At 73.4% G+C, this 17,535-nt stretch carries 11 protein-coding genes; 4 read left to right on the forward strand and 7 right to left on the reverse strand.

Annotation, left to right across the window (positions count from 1 at the left end; genetic code table 11):
* Positions 1 to 9: 9 nt before the first annotated feature.
* Positions 10 to 4,173 (reverse strand): HAD-IC family P-type ATPase, encoded by a 4,164-nt coding sequence (locus tag ACTWQA_RS43415; RefSeq protein WP_443164721.1) that lies wholly within the window; start codon positions 4,171 to 4,173, stop codon positions 10 to 12.
* A 184-nt stretch (positions 4,174 to 4,357) separates the two neighbouring features.
* On the opposite strand from ACTWQA_RS43415, the gene ACTWQA_RS43420 reads away from it, so the two are divergent.
* The 3 genes from ACTWQA_RS43420 (at position 4,358) to ACTWQA_RS43430 (ending at position 8,565) form a co-directional block, all read left to right on the forward strand.
* Complete coding sequence (locus ACTWQA_RS43420; protein ID WP_305917095.1) at positions 4,358 to 4,987, forward strand: TetR/AcrR family transcriptional regulator; 630 nt, start codon at positions 4,358 to 4,360, stop codon at positions 4,985 to 4,987.
* A 56-nt stretch (positions 4,988 to 5,043) separates the two neighbouring features.
* The gene (locus tag ACTWQA_RS43425) at positions 5,044 to 6,507 is read left to right on the forward strand and encodes an MFS transporter (protein WP_443164722.1); all 1,464 of its coding nucleotides are present in this window, start codon (positions 5,044 to 5,046) and stop codon (positions 6,505 to 6,507) included.
* 141 nt (positions 6,508 to 6,648) lie between these two features.
* On the forward strand, positions 6,649 to 8,565 hold the full coding sequence (locus ACTWQA_RS43430) for a S41 family peptidase (protein WP_443164723.1): 1,917 nt from the start codon (positions 6,649 to 6,651) through the stop codon (positions 8,563 to 8,565).
* Between the two features lie 6 nt (positions 8,566 to 8,571).
* Here ACTWQA_RS43430 and ACTWQA_RS43435 read toward each other — a convergent pair whose 3' ends face one another.
* Together ACTWQA_RS43435 and ACTWQA_RS43440 are read right to left on the reverse strand one after the other, a co-directional pair.
* Positions 8,572 to 9,378 (reverse strand): peptidoglycan recognition protein family protein, encoded by an 807-nt coding sequence (locus tag ACTWQA_RS43435; RefSeq protein ID WP_443164724.1) that lies wholly within the window; start codon positions 9,376 to 9,378, stop codon positions 8,572 to 8,574.
* A gap of 92 nt (positions 9,379 to 9,470) precedes the next feature.
* A complete protein-coding gene (locus ACTWQA_RS43440; RefSeq protein WP_443164725.1) occupies positions 9,471 to 10,469 on the reverse strand; it encodes an NAD(P)-dependent alcohol dehydrogenase in 999 nt (332 codons plus the stop codon).
* Positions 10,470 to 10,625: 156 nt separating this feature from the next.
* Here ACTWQA_RS43440 and ACTWQA_RS43445 point away from each other — a divergent pair, with 156 nt between their 5' ends.
* Positions 10,626 to 11,282, forward strand: coding sequence for a DUF2306 domain-containing protein (locus tag ACTWQA_RS43445; RefSeq protein WP_443164726.1), 657 nt, complete (start codon positions 10,626 to 10,628; stop codon positions 11,280 to 11,282).
* On the opposite strand, the gene ACTWQA_RS43450 is transcribed toward ACTWQA_RS43445, so the two are convergent.
* The 4 genes from ACTWQA_RS43450 to ACTWQA_RS43465 are packed head-to-tail and all read right to left on the reverse strand — an operon-like array spanning position 11,272 to position 17,509.
* Complete coding sequence (locus tag ACTWQA_RS43450) at positions 11,272 to 11,949, reverse strand: response regulator (RefSeq protein WP_443164727.1); 678 nt, start codon at positions 11,947 to 11,949, stop codon at positions 11,272 to 11,274. The two genes, ACTWQA_RS43445 and ACTWQA_RS43450, sit on opposite strands and share 11 nt — an antisense overlap.
* Entirely contained in the window at positions 11,946 to 13,088 is a 1,143-nt protein-coding gene (locus ACTWQA_RS43455) for a sensor histidine kinase (protein WP_443164728.1), read from the reverse strand. The genes ACTWQA_RS43450 and ACTWQA_RS43455 overlap by 4 nt, the downstream gene beginning before the upstream one ends.
* 30 nt (positions 13,089 to 13,118) lie before the next feature.
* Positions 13,119 to 15,194, reverse strand: a complete 2,076-nt coding sequence (locus ACTWQA_RS43460; protein WP_443164729.1) for an ATP-binding protein — start codon at positions 15,192 to 15,194, stop codon at positions 13,119 to 13,121.
* Positions 15,191 to 17,509, reverse strand: a complete 2,319-nt coding sequence (locus ACTWQA_RS43465; protein ID WP_443164730.1) for an ATP-binding protein — start codon at positions 17,507 to 17,509, stop codon at positions 15,191 to 15,193. Before ACTWQA_RS43465 ends, ACTWQA_RS43460 begins: the two co-directional genes overlap by 4 nt.
* Positions 17,510 to 17,535 lie beyond the last annotated feature (26 nt).

A 17,535-nucleotide genomic window follows, 5' to 3' on the forward strand; every position in this document is an offset into this window, starting at 1 on the left:
CCTAACGCGCTAATTCAGCATGAACCTGTCCATAATGGTGTTCAACGGACGCTCCGCGACCTTGTCGATGACCATCGCGGTGCCCACCGAGAACAGCGCGATCGGCCACGCCACCGGGCCGAGCGGCGTGGAGCCGAAGAAGTGGCTGAGGCCGGGCGTCTGCACGATCGCGGCCAGCGCCACCGCCGAGCCCACGGCGCTCAGCAGCACGGTCCGGTCCCGTCCCGCGGTCTGCACCGTCTGGGCCAGCTGGGTGCCGACCAGCGCGACCAGCCCGACCGTGCGTGCTCGCGCCGGTGTGCCGGTGAACCTGGCCAGCGTCCACCCGATCCCCGCGCCGAGCGACGTGATGACGGCGCGCCGGGCGATGTCACGCGTGAGCGCCTTACCCAGCGAGCTTTCCGGACCCTCCTGCAACAGGTTCGCCGCCTCCTCGGGCGAGGGGGCGCGCAGCGCTATGGCCAGCGCGGGCGCCAGGTCTGTGAGCATGTTGACCAGCAGCAGCTGGCGGGCCGACAGCGGGGAGGAGCCGGCGGCGAGCGCGCCGAGCAGGGTGAAGCCGATCTCGCCCAGGTTGCCGCCCACCAGGATGGCCAGCGCCTCGCGGACCGAGGCCCACATGGCGCGGCCCTCGGCCAGCGCCGAGACGATGGTCTCCAGCTGGTCGTCGCTCACGACGATGTCGGCGGCGGCCCGCGCCGCCGGGGTGCCGGTGAGGCCCAGCGCTATGCCGACGTCGGCCAGCCGGATCCCGGCGGCGTCGTTCGCGCCGTCGCCGGTCATCGCCACCACCTTGCCGATCCGCTGGAACGAGCGCACGACCCGGACCTTCTGTTCCGGCGTGCAGCGGGCCACCACGTCGACGGAGGGCAGCCGCTCGTCCAGCTCCGTGTCGTCCAGGGCGTCCAGCTCCGCGCCGGTGAGCACCCGTGGCTCGGCCTCGATCAGCTCGGCGGCGATGGCGCTCGCCGTGCTGGGATGATCCCCGGTGATCATGACGATCTGCACGCCGGCCGCGCGCAGGCGGGTCACCGCCGGGCTGGCGGTGTGCCGCACCACGTCGGCCAGGCCGAGCAGCCCGGCGAAGGTCAGGTCGGCCACGTCGCCGTCGTCGAGATCGTCGCGCCCCGTCACCGGGCGTTCGGCCACGGCCAGCACGCGGTGCCCGGAGGCGGCCAGCCGCTCGACGTGTTCCTCGACGCGGTGCCGCTCCTTGTCGTCCAGAGGGCGCTCCTGGCCGTTCACCCGCACGCGGGTGCAGCGCGGCAGCACGGTCTCGGGCGCGCCCTTGACGCTGAGCAGCCTGGTCCGCCCGTTCTTGCCGAGGGCGGCGTGGAAACCCCTGGACGGCTCGAACGGCAGGGCCGCCAGCTCGCGCCAGCCGTGCACCCCCGTTCTGCGGCTCACCCCGGCGGCCTCGGCGCCGGCGGCGACGGCCGCGTCGGTCAGGTGGCTGTGCTCGCCGTTGCCCTCCCGGCGGGGCGTCGCGCGCAGTCCGGTGGCCAGGACCGTGTCGAGATCGCCCAGCCTCCGCACGGACACCTCGCGGCGGGCGTCGCAGACGCGGGTCAGCCGGATCTCACCCGCGGTCAGCGTGCCCGTCTTGTCGAAGCACAACACCTCGACCCGGCCGAGCGCCTCGATGGTCCGCGGATCGCGTACGTGCACGCCGTGCGCCGACAGCCGGCGGGTCGCCGCCAGCTGCGCCGCGCTGACCAGCAGCGGAAGGCCTTCGGGCACCGCGGCCACGGCGAGGCTGACACCCTCGGCGAGTGCCTGGCGCAGGGGCCGGCCGCGCACCAGGCCGGCCAGCGTCAGCGCCGCCGCCGCACCGCCGGCGATCGGCGTGGTGGCCCGGGTGATCCGCGCCAGCCGGTCGGCCACCCCGCTGCGCGGGGCGCGCTCCTCGGCGGCAGCCAGGGCGCGGCCCGTCTCCGTGGCCTCACCCACGGCCACCACCACGGCCGTGGCCGTGCCTGCCGCGATCGAGGTGCCCTCGTACAGCATGGAGCGCCGATCGGCCACGTCCCTGGCGAAGATCGGCGCGGTGTTCTTGGCCACGGGGAGGGACTCCCCGGTCAGCGCCGACTCGTCGGCCTCGAGCCCGACCGCCGCCACGATCCGGCAGTCGGCGGGCACCACCTGGCCCGCCGAGAGCACCACCACGTCGCCGGGGACCAGGTCACGGGCGTCGGCGTCGTGTTCCTCGCCGTGACGCAGGACCCGCGCGCGGACGCGTACGTGCCCGGCCAGCTCGGCCAGCGTGCGCGCGGTGGCCACCCGCTGCACGCCGCCGGCCAGCGCCGACAGCCCCATCACGCCGGACACCAGGGCGGCGTCCACGACAGAGCCCACCGCGGCCGAGCCCACCGCGCCGGTCGCGAGCACGGGCGTGAACGGGTTGGCCAGCTCCGCCGCCGTCTCGCGCAGCAGCGACGGCCGCCTGCCGTTGGCGGCGACCGGTGTCCGCCTGCGCGCCGCCTCCGCTCCGCTCAGCCCGCCAGGGCCGGTGTCCAGCTCGCGCAGTACCGTCTCGACCGGCATCGCGTGCCACGGCCGCGGATCGGCCGGAGTGAGGGCGGGCGTCAGCGTGGTACGCCAGGCGCGCCAGGCGCCGTGGCCCATCGACAGGCAGGTCGCGACGTGCATCGCCGTCAGGGCGTTGCCCGCCGAGCGCGGGGCGGGAGAGGTGAGGGCGAACAGGGCGCCCACGCCCGTGCCGCCGCGGGCCAGCCGCACCCCGCCGGCGGCCACCTCGCGGGCCGCCGGGATGGCGGCGATCAGCGCGACCAGAGGCCGCAGGTCGTCGTCGAGCAGCAGATGGGCGCCCCAGGGAGGCGGGGCCGGGGCGCCGGCCGCCGAGCCGGTGCGGACCCCAGGGGTGACCCCGGCTCCGCAGTCGGCCTGCGCCAGGGCCTGGGGGTCGGAGGACACCAGCAGCACGCCCGCCCCGCCGGCCTGCAGCTCCCGCACCCGCTCCGCGCCCGCGCCGGGCCGCACGATCACACGCAGCCCGGCCTTGCGCGCGGCCGCCACGGCCGCCTCCGCGTCCGGCGAGCGCTGCCGCACGGTCTCGGCGGTCGCCTGCTTCTCGCCGTCGCGGGTCAGGGTGAGCCGCCGGCCGCGGGCCCGCAGCCGCCATGGCCCCTCCTCCTGCGTGGCCTCCGGCCGGTCGGGGTCGAACAGCCGGTAGAGCCACGTGGCGATCTCCTCATGGTCGGCGCCGGGCGCGGGCCGCACCTCGCCGATCGCACTGCGTGGCGACAGCAGGACGTCCTCGTCGAACACCACCGTGTCGATCCGGTCCAGACGGCGCAGCGCCGCGCGGTCGGCGATCACCACGCCGCGGCGCGACAACACGAAGCCCAGCTCGGCCGCGAACGTCTCGCGTCCCGCGAACGCCGGCTTGGGCGTACAGATCATCGCCGTCTGTCGCCGGGCGTTCATGCTCAGCAGCGAGCCGACCAGGCCGCCCAGCGGCGCACCGGCGAGCAGCTGGTCGGCGTAGCGGTCGGCGGGGCCGGGCGGCAGCGGGACGGGCCGCTCGGCGGGGACCGCCGAGGCGGCGGCCTGCTCCGGCGTCCCGGTCAGGCGCTCGTGCACCGCCTGCCACGCGCTGTCCACGGCGTGGTTCTCCCTGATCTGCACCAGACGCTGGGCCGTGTCGACCACCAGCCCCGTCAGGCCGGGCGCCAGGCCTTTCACGGCGGCGCTCGCCACCGGCAGCCACGTCCTCAGCGCGGGAAGGGGGATCGCGTCGTCGATGGCGTCGCGGAGCCGCGGCAGGTTGTCGACCAACGACACCAGGCCGGCGACCTCCCCGGGCAGCGGGGTGCGGTGGAGGAGCCACTCCACGCCGGTCGCCGCGATGCCGCCCAGGTCCGCCGCCAGGACCAGCCCGGGCGGCGGCTCGGCGGCCACCCGCGACCCGGCCTTGGCCTCCGCCTCCTCCAGCGCCCTCATCAGCTCGGCGGTGTCGGCGGGCGGGTCGTCCAGCGCCACGATCGCCCGGCTCAGCGGCACGTTGACCCGGGCCCACCGCACGCCCGGGACCGCCTGCAGCCTGCCCTCGATCTCGGCCGCCAGGACCGGCTCGCGCAGCAGCTCCAGATGGATGTGGCCCGGATATGTCCAGGTCGAGCGCCCGCCGAGAGCGCCGACCGCGTCCGTCACACGGCGCAACAAGGTACGAGTGAGGTGTCCGAGCATGGGTGTCCCCGTACCCCGCCAGGCGGGATCAGTCGAGGACGTTCATTAAATCTCCATGAACAACGCCTTTACCGCAGGCCCCTGCAGCACGCTCCGTGCCCAGGCGGAAGCGATCACGTGGCAGGAGGCGGGCACTACAGTGAAAGACGTGGTCACGCGTACGAGCTCCAGCGGACGTCGCCAGTTCCTCACCCGCGGGATCGTCGTGGCCGCGGGCCGGCGAGTGGCCGAGACGGAAGGCGTCGGCGGGCTGACCATCCGGCGGGTCGCGGCCGAGCTCGGCGCCGCTCCGATGGCGATCTACCGGCACGTCGCGGACAAGCGGGCGCTCATCCTCGCGTTGCTCGAGGACGTGGCCGAGGGACTGCCGCCGCTGCCGGACGAGGAGGGGACCCCGCAGGAGCGGCTGGTGGCCGCGTTCGCCGCCGTGGACGCCTACCTCGCCCAGCATGCCTGGGTCGTGGAGATCCTGCGCCAGGGCGAGCAGTTCGCGCCCCGGGCCGCCGCCCTGTTCACCTGGACCCTGGACCGCTTCGCCGAGCTGGGCCAGGACGACCGGCAGGGGACCGACGGGTACGCCGCGCTGTGGTGGTACGTCCTCGGCCACTTGTCCTACCTGCCCGGAGTGGCGCCCGAGCGGCGCGCCGCCCGCGAGCAACTGCTCGCCTCCTCGGTCGACGACCCCGAGCGGGCCCGCCGCGCGCTGCGTTCCTTCGACCACGAGGCCGCCTTCCTGCACGGGCTCCGCGCGCTCGTGGACGCGCTGGCGACCCGCTGAGCAGATCTCTCCCGCGCTCTATTTAGGTTTGCCTAATTTCTGTGTACTTTGTACGCATGACTCAGCCTCCGAAGGCCGGGTGGACCCTGACCGTGGTCTGCCTGGCCGCGGTTCTGCTCACCCTGGACATCACGATCGTCAACGTCGCGCTCCCCGAGATCGCCGGTGAGCTGGCGGCCCGTCTGGACGGCCTGCAGTGGGCCATCAACGGCTACACGCTCGCGTTCGCCGCCCTGTTGCTCACCGCGGGATCGGTCTCCGACCGCGTCGGCCGCCGCGCGATCTTCACGGCCGGGGTTGCCCTGTTCACCGCCGCCTCCGCGGCCTGCGGGGCGGCCTGGAGCCCGGGCGCGCTGACGGCCTTCCGCATCGCGCAGGGGGTCGGCGGAGCGATGGTCATGGGCACCGCGATGGCGCTCATCGCCGGCGCCTATCCGGCGGGCCGCGCCCGGCAGGGCGCCATCGGGGCGTTCTCCGCCGCGGGCGGCGCGGCCGCCGGGCTCGGGCCGCTGGTCGGCGGCCTGATGGTGGACACGCTCGGCTGGCGGTGGATCTTCTGGATCAACCTGCCCGTGGGGGCAATCCTGCTGGCCGGGGCGCTGCTGCGGCTGCGCGAGCCGGCCAGGGAGGCACCCGCCGGCCGGATCGACGTGGCCGGCGCCGTGCTGGCCGTCAGCATGCTCTTCGCGCTCAACTACGCGCTGATCGCCGGTCCCGGCCAGGGCTGGGGCTCGCCGGGGGTGCTGGCGGCGCTGGTCGCCGGTCTGGTGCTGCTCGGGCTGTTCGTCGCGGTGCAGGCCCGCCGCCCGTACGCCGTGCTGGACGTGCGCCTGTTCCGGATGCCGACGTTCACCGGCGCGGTGCTGCTGACGTTCCTGGCCAGGATCACCAGTTTCGGCATCCTGCCGTACCTGATCCTGTGGCTGCAGGGCATGCTCGGGCACTCTCCGCTGGAGACCGGGCTGCGGCTGCTGGCCCTGACCCTGCCCATCCTGATCGTCGCCCCGCTGGCCGGTCGGCTGGGGGAGCGGATCCCCGCGTCCCGGCTGATGGCTGGGGGCTTCGCGCTGATCGCGATCGCCTTCGTCCTGATGGCCAGGGTGGGGCCGGACAGCTCGTGGCTCGTCGCGCTGCCCGGCTTCGTGCTGCTCGGCGTCGGCGGGGCATTGGCCTTCCCGCCGCTGCTGGGCGTCACGCTCGACGTCGTGCCCAGCGAACGGGCGGGCATGGCCTCGGGCCTGTCCAACACCTTCTTCCCGCTGGGCACGGCCACCGGTGTGGCCGCGTTCGGGGCGATCTTCACGACCCGGATCGGGGCCGAGCTCCCCGGGCAGGCAGCGGTGGTGGCCGGCGGCCGGTTCGACCTGGTGAGCCAGTCCGCCCAGGAGACGGCCAGGAACGCCTTCACCGGCGCGCTGGCCACCACCTGCCTGGTGGCCGCGGCCGCGGGGCTGGCCGGCGTGGCGATCTCGCTGCTGCTCATCCGGGCACGCGACAGCCGGCCGGTCCCCGTGGGGTGAAACCTAGGGAAAGCCCTAGGGCGGCCCCCGAGGCGGCCGCCGCCCGTCCCGTGCCAGCCTGCGGGAATCCGATCCGCGCGGCCGCCCGGCGCCCCTTCCGGCCGACAGGGCCGCGCCACGACGCCTGGGGGTGGGCAAGGCATGACCGAGGCATCAGAGACGATGGCGAAGCGGCTGGCCGACGCGGTGGAGTTGCCGGACTTCCTGCGCACGGCGGGCACGTTGACGCTCGCCGACCGGCGCACGCTGGTCCAGCAGGCGCTCGTGCTCATCGAGCAGAACTACGTGCACCTGCCGCTCAAGGCCGCGATGCACGCCGTGAACCCGGTCCAGCGGCTCAGGCTGCTGGCCCAGCGGCTCGGCCGGCAGAGCGAGATGGGCATGGATCCGGAGTGGCGCTTCCACCAGGAGCTGTCGGAGATCTTCCACTCGATGCGCGACCTGCACACCAACTACCTGCTGCCGGTGCCGTTCTCCGGCAAGATCGCGTACCTGCCGTACCAGATCGAGGAGTACTTCGAGGGCGACGCTCCGCACTACGTGGTGACCAGGGTCGTCGAGGGCTTCTCCGCTCCCGGGTTCGGCCCAGGCGTGGAGGTGACGCACTGGAACGGGGTGCCGATCGAGCGGGCGGTGGCGCTCAACGCGGCACGCTTCGCCGGCGGCAACGCGGCGGCGCGGCACTCGCGCGGCCTGCAGTCGCTCACCCTCCGGCCGCTGCGCATCCACGTGCCACCCGACGAGGACTGGGTGGTGCTCACCTCCGTCAACGGCGACGGGATCTCCCGGGAGCTGCGGGAGAAGTGGCGCATCACCGACAACGTGCCGCCCTTCGTCGACGCCGACGAGCTCAGCACCGCGGCCGTGGCTCAAGGGCTCGACCTCGGCACGGACGAGATCGGCCGCGCCGTCACGATGTTGTACGTGCCCACGTCGGTCACGGCGCGGGAGTCGCTGGCCTTCGCGGACCTGACGACCGAGCCCGCGGCGCCGGGCGCGGACGTCCCGACGTCCATGCCGGCGGTGTTCCGGGCCAGGAGCGTGGTCACCGCGTCCGGCACGTACGGCCACATCCGCGTGTTCACGTTCAACGTCAACAACCCCGACGGGTTCGTCCGGGAGTTCGTCCGGCTCCTCGAGCTGCTGCCGCAGAACGGGCTCATCGTGGACGTGCGCGGCAACGGCGGCGGGCACATCTTCGCCAGCGAGTTCCTCCTGCAGACGCTCACCCCCCACCCGATCTCCCCGGAGCCGACGCAGTTCATCGCGACGCCGCTCAACCTGCGGATCTGCGGGCAGCACAAGAACAACCCGACCGGCCAGATCGACCTCACGCCGTGGTGCAGGTCGATGGAGCAGGCGCTGGAGACGGGCGCCGTCTACTCCGGCGGCTTCACCATCACGCCCGCCGACGGGGCCAACGCCATCGGCCAGCGCTACCACGGCCCCGTCGTGCTGATCACCGACGCCCGCTGCTACTCGGCGACCGACATCTTCGCCGCCGGCTTCCAGGACCACAAGATCGGCCCCGTCCTCGGCGTGGACGGCAACACCGGCGCCGGCGGCGCCAACGTGTGGACGCACCAGCTGCTCAGCACGCTGCTGGAGCTGCCGGAGCCGGCCGCGGACACGCCGTACAGGCCGCTGCCGGGGCAGGCGAACATGCGGGTGTCGATCCGGCGCACCCTGCGCGTGCACGACCTCGCGGGCACCCCCGTCGAGGACCTCGGCGTCGTGCCCGACCAGCGGCACCGCATGACGCGCAGGGACGTGCTCCAGGGCAACACGGACCTGCTCGAACGGGCCGGGCAGCTGCTGGCCGGTCGGCCGGTGCGCCGCCTCGAGGCGCAGGTGGCCGCGGCGAGCGGCGAGCTGACCCTGCGGAGCCGGCTCGTGGACCGGGCCGACGTCTACCTCGACGGCCGGCCGCGGCTGTCTGTGGACCTGGCCCAGGAGTCCGTGACGTTCCCCGTCCCGGGGATCGGCGCCGCCCAGGTGGTCCGGGTGGAGGGTTTCAAGGAAGGGGAGCTCGTCGCGGCCCGCACGATCGTCGGCTGACCCCGCTCACACGCGCAGCAGCGACGGCCAGGTCTTGGGCCCGACGACGCCGTCCTCGTCGAGGCCCTCGGCCTGCTGGAATCCGCGGACCAGCTCGACCAGGCCGGTGTCGCAGCGGGTGGACGTCAACCAGCCCTCGAGCCCGTCCTGGACGCCGGCGTAGGCGGCCCGCGGCACGTGACCGCGGGCGAACAGGCAGCCTCTGACCGTCTTGACGTCGGCGTTGTCGTCACCGAGGCGGATCAGCGGCAGGTTCTTCACGATGGTCTCCGTCCAGGATGGGTCCGGGTCGCCCTTGACGATGGCGGCGACGGACGCCCGGAAGTCGTTCATGTCGAGGGAGTGCGGGTCCGGTTTGGCGGTGTTGACCTCCCGGTGCGCCTTCACCCGGGAGGCCGGCAGCCCGAACTCGCGGCACAGCTCCGCACACAGCCGGATGTAGGCCTCGACCTGCGCCGCGGGCCAGGGCTGGACGCCGTTGTTCTCCGCCTCGATGCCGATCGAGCTGGAGTTGTCGTGCCGCGGGGAGGTCGACGGGGCGTTGTGCCAGCATCGTCCGGCGGCGATGACGTAGATCCGCCCGGACCTGCCGAGCCCGAAGTGCGACAGCGGCCCGTCCAATCCGGGGCGGCCGTCGCGCACCACGGCCAGCGACGGGTAGTCGCCGCCGGCCGGCGGGCCCGCGGTGTGGTGACAGACGATGCCCTGCACCTCGGGCTGCGGCCCGTGACCGCGGGTCTTCCATCCGGCCACTTCGGTCACCGGTCCGCCGGTGCGGCGGGCGACGTCGGCGAGCTGGGTCAGGAATGGCATGATCAGGAACCTTCATCGCAATCGTCGCGGGCAGTTGCTTACAGATCTTTAGCATGCCCTATCTCTGCGTGATCGCGAGAATCGGGGCGATCTTACGCCGACACCGTGATGACGACCTTGCCCGGGGCGCGGCCCTCCTCCTGGTACCTGATGGCCGCGGGGATCTCCTCGAACGGGTACTGCCGATCGATGACCGGGCTGACCTGGCCGTCCTCGATGAGTCCGGTCAGCGTGAGGAGGTTGCGCCTGTTCTGCTCCGCCGTGCACCCGACCACGTCCGTCAGCACCACCTTGTGGGGCAGGAACATACCGGCCGCCAGCGTGGCGAACATCCGCCCGGCCGGCTGGAACCAGCGGCCGGCGGGCCCGCCGACCAGGACGTGGATGCCCTTGGGCTTCAGGACCCGCCGGTAGGCCGACGCGCGCCGGCTGCACGCGTTGTCCACCACGAGGTCGAAGCGGCGGCCGAGCCGGGTGAAGTCCTCCTTGGTGTAGTCGACGACCTCGTCGGCGCCGAGTGAGCGGACCAGGTCCACGTTCCTGTGGCTGCAGACGCCGGTGACGTGCGCGCCGAAGGCCTTGGCGAGCTGCACGGCGAACGTCCCCACGCCACCCGAGGCCCCGTTGACCAGGACCCGCTGCCCGGGCTGGAGCCTGCCGTCGTCGCGGACGGCCAGCAGCGCGGTGCCGGCCGCCAGCGGCACCGCGGCCGCCTCCTCGAACGACAGGTTCCGCGGCTTCGGCGCCAGCTCGGCTGCCTCGACGCGGACGTACTCGCCGAACCCGCCCTGCTTGGACATCGCGAACACCTCGTCGCCGGGCGCGAACTCGGTGACGTTCTTCCCGACCGCCTCGACCTCGCCGGCCACGTCGGCGCCGAGGATCGGGATCGACGGCTTGCGCAGCCCGAGGCCGCCGGGCATGACCCGCGCGACGTACGGCTCCCCGCGCATCAGGTGCCAGTCGTAGGGCTGGACGGACGTGGCGCGCACCCGCACCAGCACCTCGCCGGGGCCGGGCTCGGGCCGGTCGACGTCCATGAGCTTGAGCGCGGCGGGCGGGCCGTACGTGCGTAGAGCGAAAGCCTTCATCACATTCCTCCTCCGGGAGCGGTTGAACGTCAGTGTCGCCAAGACCCGCCCCGGGTCCAACGGCCGAAAGTACGACCTCCTCGGTGGCCGATAGGCCGGGTCGGCCGAGCCGTTCCGCCGATGAACCGCGACCGCCCCGGCGGCCACGATCGAGGCATGACCCTCCAGACCACCAGGACACGCCGCCCGGCCACCAGGGCAGGTTGGCTCCTTCCCGCCGGGCTCATCGTTCTCAGCTTCGTTCCCGTGCTCGCCGGCGCCGTCCGGCTGACCGAGCTGGCCGGCGGCGCCGACGTCACGCCCGCGAACGCGCGGTTCGTCGCCATGCCGCTGCCGGTGATGCTGCACATCGTCGCCGCCAGCCTGTACAGCGTCCTGGGGGCGTTCCAGTTCGGCCGCGTCCGGCGGCGCTGGCACCGCCCGGCGGGGCGGAACCTCATCCCCGCCGGGCTCGTCACGGCGCTGTCCGGCCTGTGGATGACCCTGTTCCTGGCCCGCCCGCCCGGCGACGGCGATCTGCTGGCCGCCTTCCGGCTCGTGTTCGGCACGACGATGGCCGTCTCCCTCGTGCTCGGCCTGGCCGCGATCCTGCGGCGGGACATCGCCGGGCACCGCGCCTGGATGACCCGCGCCTACGCGATCGGCATGGGCGCCGGCACGCAGGCGGTGACCCAGGCCGTCTGGCTCATCGTGCACGGCGGTGAGCAGGACGAGGTCACCCGTGCGCTGCTCCTGGCCGCCGGCTGGGTGATCAACCTCGCCGTCGCCGAAGGGATCATCCGCCGGCGGCGGCGGTCCCGGGTCAGTGCTTGACGCGCTTGGTCTCGTACGCCCACATCGCGATCTCCACGCGGTTGCGCACGCCGAGCTTGGTCATCAGGCTCGCGACGTGGCTCTTGACCGTGCTGAGCGAGATGTGCAGCTCGGCGGCTATCTCGCTGTTGGTCCGCCCGCGTGCCACGGTGAGCAGGATCTGCTCCTCCCGGTCCGTGAGCGCCTCGATGGGCTGCGCGAGCGGCGCGGCCGGCCCGGCGCCGGCGAAAGCGCCCAGCAGCCGCGCGGTGATGCTCGGCGCGATCAGCGCGTCGCCGCCCGCGGCCGCCCGGATGGCCTGGGCCAGCAGCTGCGGCCCCGCGTCCTTGAGCAGGAAGCCCCGGGCGCCCGCCCGCAGCGCCTCGTAGACGTATTCGTCCAGGTCGAACGTGGTGATGACCACCACGGCGAGCGGGTCGCCGACGTCCGGGCCCGCCAGCAGGCGGGTGGCGTCGATGCCGTTGAGGTGAGGCATGCGGATGTCGAACAGGCACACGTCGGGGCGCAGCCGCCGGGCGAGCTCGACGGCCCGTCGCCCGTCGCCGGCCTCGCCGACGACCTCGATGTCCGGCTGGGCGTCGAGGATCATCCTGAGTCCGGTGCGAGCGATCTCCTGGTCGTCGGCCACGACCACCGTGATGTTCCTGTCGGGGATGGTGGTGCTCATGTCACCGCCCCGGTGCGGGGCAGCACGGCCGTCACGGTCCAGCCCCGGCCCGGGTTCGGGCCCGCCTCGCAGCTGCCGCCGAGCAGGCCGGCGCGTTCGATCATGCCGATGAGCCCGTATCCCGCCGACGAGATCGTGCGCGTGGAGCTGTTGTCGCCGTCGTCGCTCACCCGCAGGCGCACCGAGGTGTCGTCGGCGGCCACGCTCACCTCGATGCGCGTGGCGTGCCGCGCGTGCCGCCTGGCGTTGGTGACCGACTCCTGCGCGATGCGGTAGATCGCGGCGCCGATCGACGGCGGCAGGCTGTCGAGGTCGCCGCGGATCTCCACGTCGACGGACGGGCCGACGCGGGCCTGACCGGCGAGCTGGGCGAGATCGGCGATGTGCTTGCCGGGGGCCAGCTCCGCGGGCTCGTGCCTGCGCAGGACCCGGACCATGGCCCGCATCTCGGCCAGCGTGCGCGACGCCTCGGCCTCGATCACGCGCAGCGCCTCGGTGGCGGCGCCGGGATGCGTGGCCGACGTCGCCAGGCCCGCCTGGGCGCGGATGGCCATCGCCGAGACGTGATGGGCGACGGTGTCGTGCAGGTCGCGGGCCAGCTGTTCGCGTTCGAGCAGTTTGACCTGGTCGAGCTCGCGCATCCTGGCCCGCGACCGGAACCGGAAGGCCACGCCCAGCGCGAAGGAGGAGAACATCACGGCGAACGCGCCGACCATGTCGGCGGGGGCGGCGATGCGGCCGGCGGCCACCGACATCGAGACGGTGGCCAGCATGATGGCGAACCCGATCGCGACCTCCCGCCCCGACCCCCACCGGAACAACGCGTACAGCGCCACCAGCACGTAGGCCATCGTGTACATCTCGATGGCCGCGCCACCGGTGAACAACGGCGCCAGGCTCGTGGCGGCGAAAATGATCAGGACCATCAGCAGCGGCCTGGTGCGGCGCCACAACAACGTGAACACCAGCCCGACGGTGACAGCGACCGACAGGGCCCGCCAGGAAAGGTCCGGCCGCATGACCCCTTCGAGCACCGCGACCGGCACGAGCACTCCTACGAGCGCCCAGTCCCGCCACACCCGCCGTGGAGGGTTGGGGGCACGTGGCTCGTTCCATAAGGAGCGGAGAAGACCGTGCACCCCATCATGCTATCGAGACCCCGCACCGGCCTACGCGTGCTGGGCGATGCTCTCGCGGCCACAGGCGTAGGCCACGGCGCGGTCCGGGCCGAGCCGCTCACCGGCGCGGAACGCCCCTGAGAACGTCCGCCTGCCCAGTGCCAGGCACGCCTGCTGCTCGCAGCGCTCGTGCCAGACGGCGTGGTAACTCAGCCGCTCCGGCGCGGCGCCCATCACCCGCCACAACACATGCGCGGCGCCCAGCAGCTCCGCCGCCCGCTCATGCTCCCCGCGCCGGCCCGCCGCCCACGCCAGCACCTCCAGGCACTGGGTGAGGCACCATCGGTCGCCGATCTCGCCGGCGAACTCGGTGGCCGCCGTCACCAGCTCCTCCGCCCGCGAGCAGTCGCCCAGATTCCACCGCGCGACGCCGAGCGACATCTGGGCGTAGGCGCGGGAGACCAGAGCGTGGTGCCGCTCGCACAGGTCCAGCAGCTCCTCGCCGAACTCGGCGGCCTGGCGGGGGTCCTCGCTGGAGCCGTACGCGGCGGCGAAGTACAAGCTGTACAGCACGCCGTCTAGGTCCTCCATGGCCCGGTGGAGCGCCAGGGACTCGCGCAGCAACTCCAGACCCCGGCGGCCGTCGCCGGTGGAGAACGCGGCCACGCCCTCGGCCATGAGCGCGCGCGGCAGGATCCGGTCGTTCCCGGCCTGACATGCGAGGTCACGGCATTCCCCGAGCCGCGGCCCGGCCGCCCTCACGTCGCCCTGGCGCAGCGCGAGCAGGCCGCACGCCCACAGCGCCTGCCCCCGCGTGCTGGTGCCGTCCGGCACCAGCCTCAGGCCGCGTTCCAGCCAGTAGCGGCCCTCGGTGAGCGAGCCGGCCAGCAGCCAGTAGCACCACATCGCCGACGCGGTGCCCAGCCCCACGGGTGCGAGCGCGGGCTCGCACATGCACGCGTCGAGCGCCGCCCGCAGGTTGGGCAGCTCCCCGCGCAGCAGGTTGTAACGCTCGAGCTGGTCGGGAACCAGGCGGTCGATGCGGTGGCGCTCCACCAGCTCACGGTAGTGCCGGACGTAGCGGGAGCGCAGGAGCCGCCGGTCGGCGGCCGGCAGCCGCTCGCTCCCGTACGCGCGCAGGCTCTCCAGCATGCGGTACCTGAGCCTGCCCTCCCGCAGCTCGCCGGCCACGACGGACTTGTCCACCAACCCGGCCAGCAGGTCGAGCACCTCCATGTCGTCGATGCCGTCGCCGGCGCACACCGACTCGGCGGTGTCCAGATCGACCCCGCCGGGGAACATCGACAGCCGTGACCACAACCGCCGCTCCCCGGCCGAGCACAGGCCGAAGCTCCAGTCCATGGTGGCGCGCAGCGTGCGATGGCGCGGCGGCGCGGAAGGGGCGTCGGCCGCCAGCACGTCGAGGCGCTCGTCGAGCTCGCGTGCCAGGTCCTCCAGCGTCGAGGTGCGCAGCCGGGCCGCGGCCAGCTCGATGGCGAGGGGGATGCCCTCCAGCCGCCGGGCCAGCCGCACCACCCACGCCTTGTTGCCCGGGTGCAGCGAGAAGCCGGGCACGGCCCGCGCCGCGCGCTCCACGAACAGGCGGACGGCGTCGTGGCGGGCGGTCTCCCGCAACCCGTGCCCGGGGTCGGGTACGGGCAGCGTGGGGACGGGCAGCACCTGCTCGCCGTACACGCCCAGGGTCCGCCTGCTGGTCGCCAGGATGCGCAGCCGGGGAGCGGAGCGCAGCAGCCGGTCGACGAGGCGGGCGCAGGCCTCGTGCACGTGCTCGCAGTTGTCGAGCACGAGCAGCATCCGCCGGTCCGACAGGTAGTCGATGATCACTTTCACCGGATCGGGGCCGGCGTCGCGCAGCCCCAGCGCCGCGGCGACCGTCGGCTCGAGCAGCTCGCCGGTCTCCAGGGAGGCCAGCTCCACGACCTCCACCCCGTCACGGAAACTGCCCCGGAGAATCTCGGCGAGCCTGAGCGCCAGCCGGGTCTTGCCGACGCCGCCCGGGCCGGTCAGGGTGAGCAGCCGGCTCGAGGCCAGCATGCGCCGGGATTCCGACAATTCACGCTTGCGCCCGACAAAGCTGGATTTATCCGTCACGAGGCCGGTGGTCATGACGAGCTCCCGGAACGGTCCTGCTCGTAGATCCAGGCGGCGATCTGGGTCCGCGAGGTGAACCCGAGCTTGCACAGGATGTGCTCCACGTGCGCCTCGGCGGTGCGCTGCGCGATCACCAGGTGGGCCGCGATCTCCTTGTTGCTCATGCCCTGGGCGACGAGCGCGGCGATCTCCCGCTCCCGCCGGGTCAGCGGCGAGGTCTCGCGCGCCTGCTTGTCCCGCGGGGCGGCGCGGCCTATGGCGTAGGCGAGCGCCTCGGCGCAGCTCATCTCGGTGCCCTTGTGGAAGGCCGCGTCGAAGTCGCGCGCGCCCAGGCGTTCGCGCGCCACCGTCTCGGCGCTCTCGTGGAAGGCGGAGAGGTAGCCGAACAGCGGCCCGCCGAACGAGCGCCAGCTCTCCTGGGAGGCCCCGAGCAGCACCGCGGCCCGCTCGGCCTCGTCCTCGGCGGCCATCCAGGCCAGCGCCTCCATGCACAGCGCGATGCCCAGGCGGTCGTCGAAGGGCTGCTTGAGCCGGATGGCCTCGCGCTCCATCTCGACCGCCCGCGCCGTGTCGCCCTGCTTCCACGTCTCGATCCCGAACACCCACAGCGTGTACGACCTGAACCAGTGCTCGTTCTGGACCTCGCAGATCGTCAGGCATTCCTTGTAGAGGTCCGCGGCCTGCTGGGGGTGGCCCAGCAGGGAGTGCGCGGTGGCCAGGTACATCATCGCGTTGACCACGCCCATCTGGTCGTCCGCGGCGCGGTGGGCCTCGATGGCCTCGCCCAGGAGGGTCACGGCCCGGGACGGGTCGCGCTGGATCAGGGCCGCGAGGCCGCAGACGTAGGCCGCGCCGGCGAGGACCAGCGCGTCCCCGTGCCGGTGGCCCAGATCCTTGCTCTCCTCCAGCATCGCCGTGGCCACGCCGAAGTCGCTCTGCAGGACCGCGAGCCTGGCGTTGACCAGCAGGGCCCTGGCGCGTGCGGCGGTGGGCGCCGGCTCGGCCGCGAGCAGCCGGTCGAGCCAGCTGCGTCCCTCGCGCAGCGCGCCGGCCGCGATCCAGTAGAACCGCAGCGCCGCGGCGATGACCAGGCCGGCCTCCGCCTCGCCGGGCGTGGTGAGGCAGGAGTCCATGGCCGTGCGGAGATTGCCGTGCTCGGCACGCAGGCGGGCGAACCAGGCCACCTGATCGGGCCCGTACCATCCCTCCTGCGCGCGGAGGGCGAGGTCCCGGTACCAGTCGCGGTGGCGGGCCTTCAGCTCCTCCTCTTCGCCCGACTCCCGCAGCCGCTCGCGGCCGTACTGGCGGATCGTCTCCAGCAGCCGGTACCTGACGCCGTTCTGCTGCTCCTCGCGCGCCAGCACGGACTTGTCCACCAGGCCGTTCACCAGGTCGATGATCTCCTCGACGGCGATGCCGTTCCCGCCGCAGACCTGCTCGGCCGCCTCCAGGTCCAGGCCGCCGGAGAACACCGAGAGCCGGCTCCAGAGCAGCTGCTCCTGCTCGGTGCACAGAGCGTGGCTCCAGTCGATCAGCGCCCGCAGCGTCTGCTGGCGCGGCAGCGCGGTCCGCGCCCCCGTCGTGAGCAGGCGGAAGCGGTCGTCCAGCCGGGCCAGCAGCTGCTGTACGGAGATGGCCCGCAGCCGGACGGCGGCCAGCTCGATCGCCAGCGGCATGCCGTCCAGCCGCCGGCAGATCCACGCCACGCTCTCTCTGTTGGCGTCGGTGACCTCGAAGCCGGGCAGCACGGCCTTGGCCCGCTCGGCAAACAGCCGCACCGCGTCGGACCGCCCCATCGCCTCGGCCGACGGCCCCGCCCCGTCGGCGTCCGGCACCGACATCGTCGGCAACGGCATCGTCCGCTCGCCGGCGACGCCCAGCGCCTGCCGGCTGGTGGCCAGGATCCGCAGGCCGGGGGCCGCGCGCATCAGCGTGTCGACCATGGCCGCGCACTCGTCCAGGAGGTGCTCGCAATTGTCCAGGAGCACGAGCATCTCCTTGTCCCGCAGGTGGTCGACGAGCACCTCGATAGGGGGGCGTACGGAACGGTCCTGGATCTCCAGCTTCTCCATGACGGCCGGGACGAGAAGCATGGGGTTCTCCAGCGCGGCGAGCTCGATCAGCCATACGCCCGCGTGGAAGGCGCGCCGCAGGTCGGACCCGACGCGCAGGGCCAGCCGGGACTTGCCGACGCCTCCCACGCCGACCAGCGTCACCAGCCTGGCCTCGGACAGCAGCCGTTTGACCTCGGCTATTTCGTGCCGGCGGCCCACGAAAGTGTTGAGCTCCGCCGGCAGACCGCCCGAGACGTGCGGCGCGGCCATGGTCATGATTGCTCCAACGACTCAGGCGCCCG

Origin of the sequence: Nonomuraea sp. 10N515B (assembly GCF_052245915.1) — a bacterium.
Taxonomy (GTDB): Bacteria; Actinomycetota; Actinomycetes; order Streptosporangiales; family Streptosporangiaceae; genus Nonomuraea.

Coding starts and splice junctions, on each gene's coding strand:
- ACTWQA_RS43425 (WP_443164722.1), top strand. CDS start 5,044: ATGACTCAGCCTCCGAAGGCCGGGTGGACCCTGACCGTGGTCTGCCTG.
- ACTWQA_RS43430 (WP_443164723.1), top strand. CDS start 6,649: ATGACCGAGGCATCAGAGACGATGGCGAAGCGGCTGGCCGACGCGGTG.
- ACTWQA_RS43435 (WP_443164724.1), bottom strand. CDS start 9,378: ATGCCATTCCTGACCCAGCTCGCCGACGTCGCCCGCCGCACCGGCGGA.
- ACTWQA_RS43440 (WP_443164725.1), bottom strand. CDS start 10,469: ATGAAGGCTTTCGCTCTACGCACGTACGGCCCGCCCGCCGCGCTCAAG.
- ACTWQA_RS43445 (WP_443164726.1), top strand. CDS start 10,626: ATGACCCTCCAGACCACCAGGACACGCCGCCCGGCCACCAGGGCAGGT.
- ACTWQA_RS43450 (WP_443164727.1), bottom strand. CDS start 11,949: ATGAGCACCACCATCCCCGACAGGAACATCACGGTGGTCGTGGCCGAC.
- ACTWQA_RS43460 (WP_443164729.1), bottom strand. CDS start 15,194: ATGACCACCGGCCTCGTGACGGATAAATCCAGCTTTGTCGGGCGCAAG.
- ACTWQA_RS43465 (WP_443164730.1), bottom strand. CDS start 17,509: ATGACCATGGCCGCGCCGCACGTCTCGGGCGGTCTGCCGGCGGAGCTC.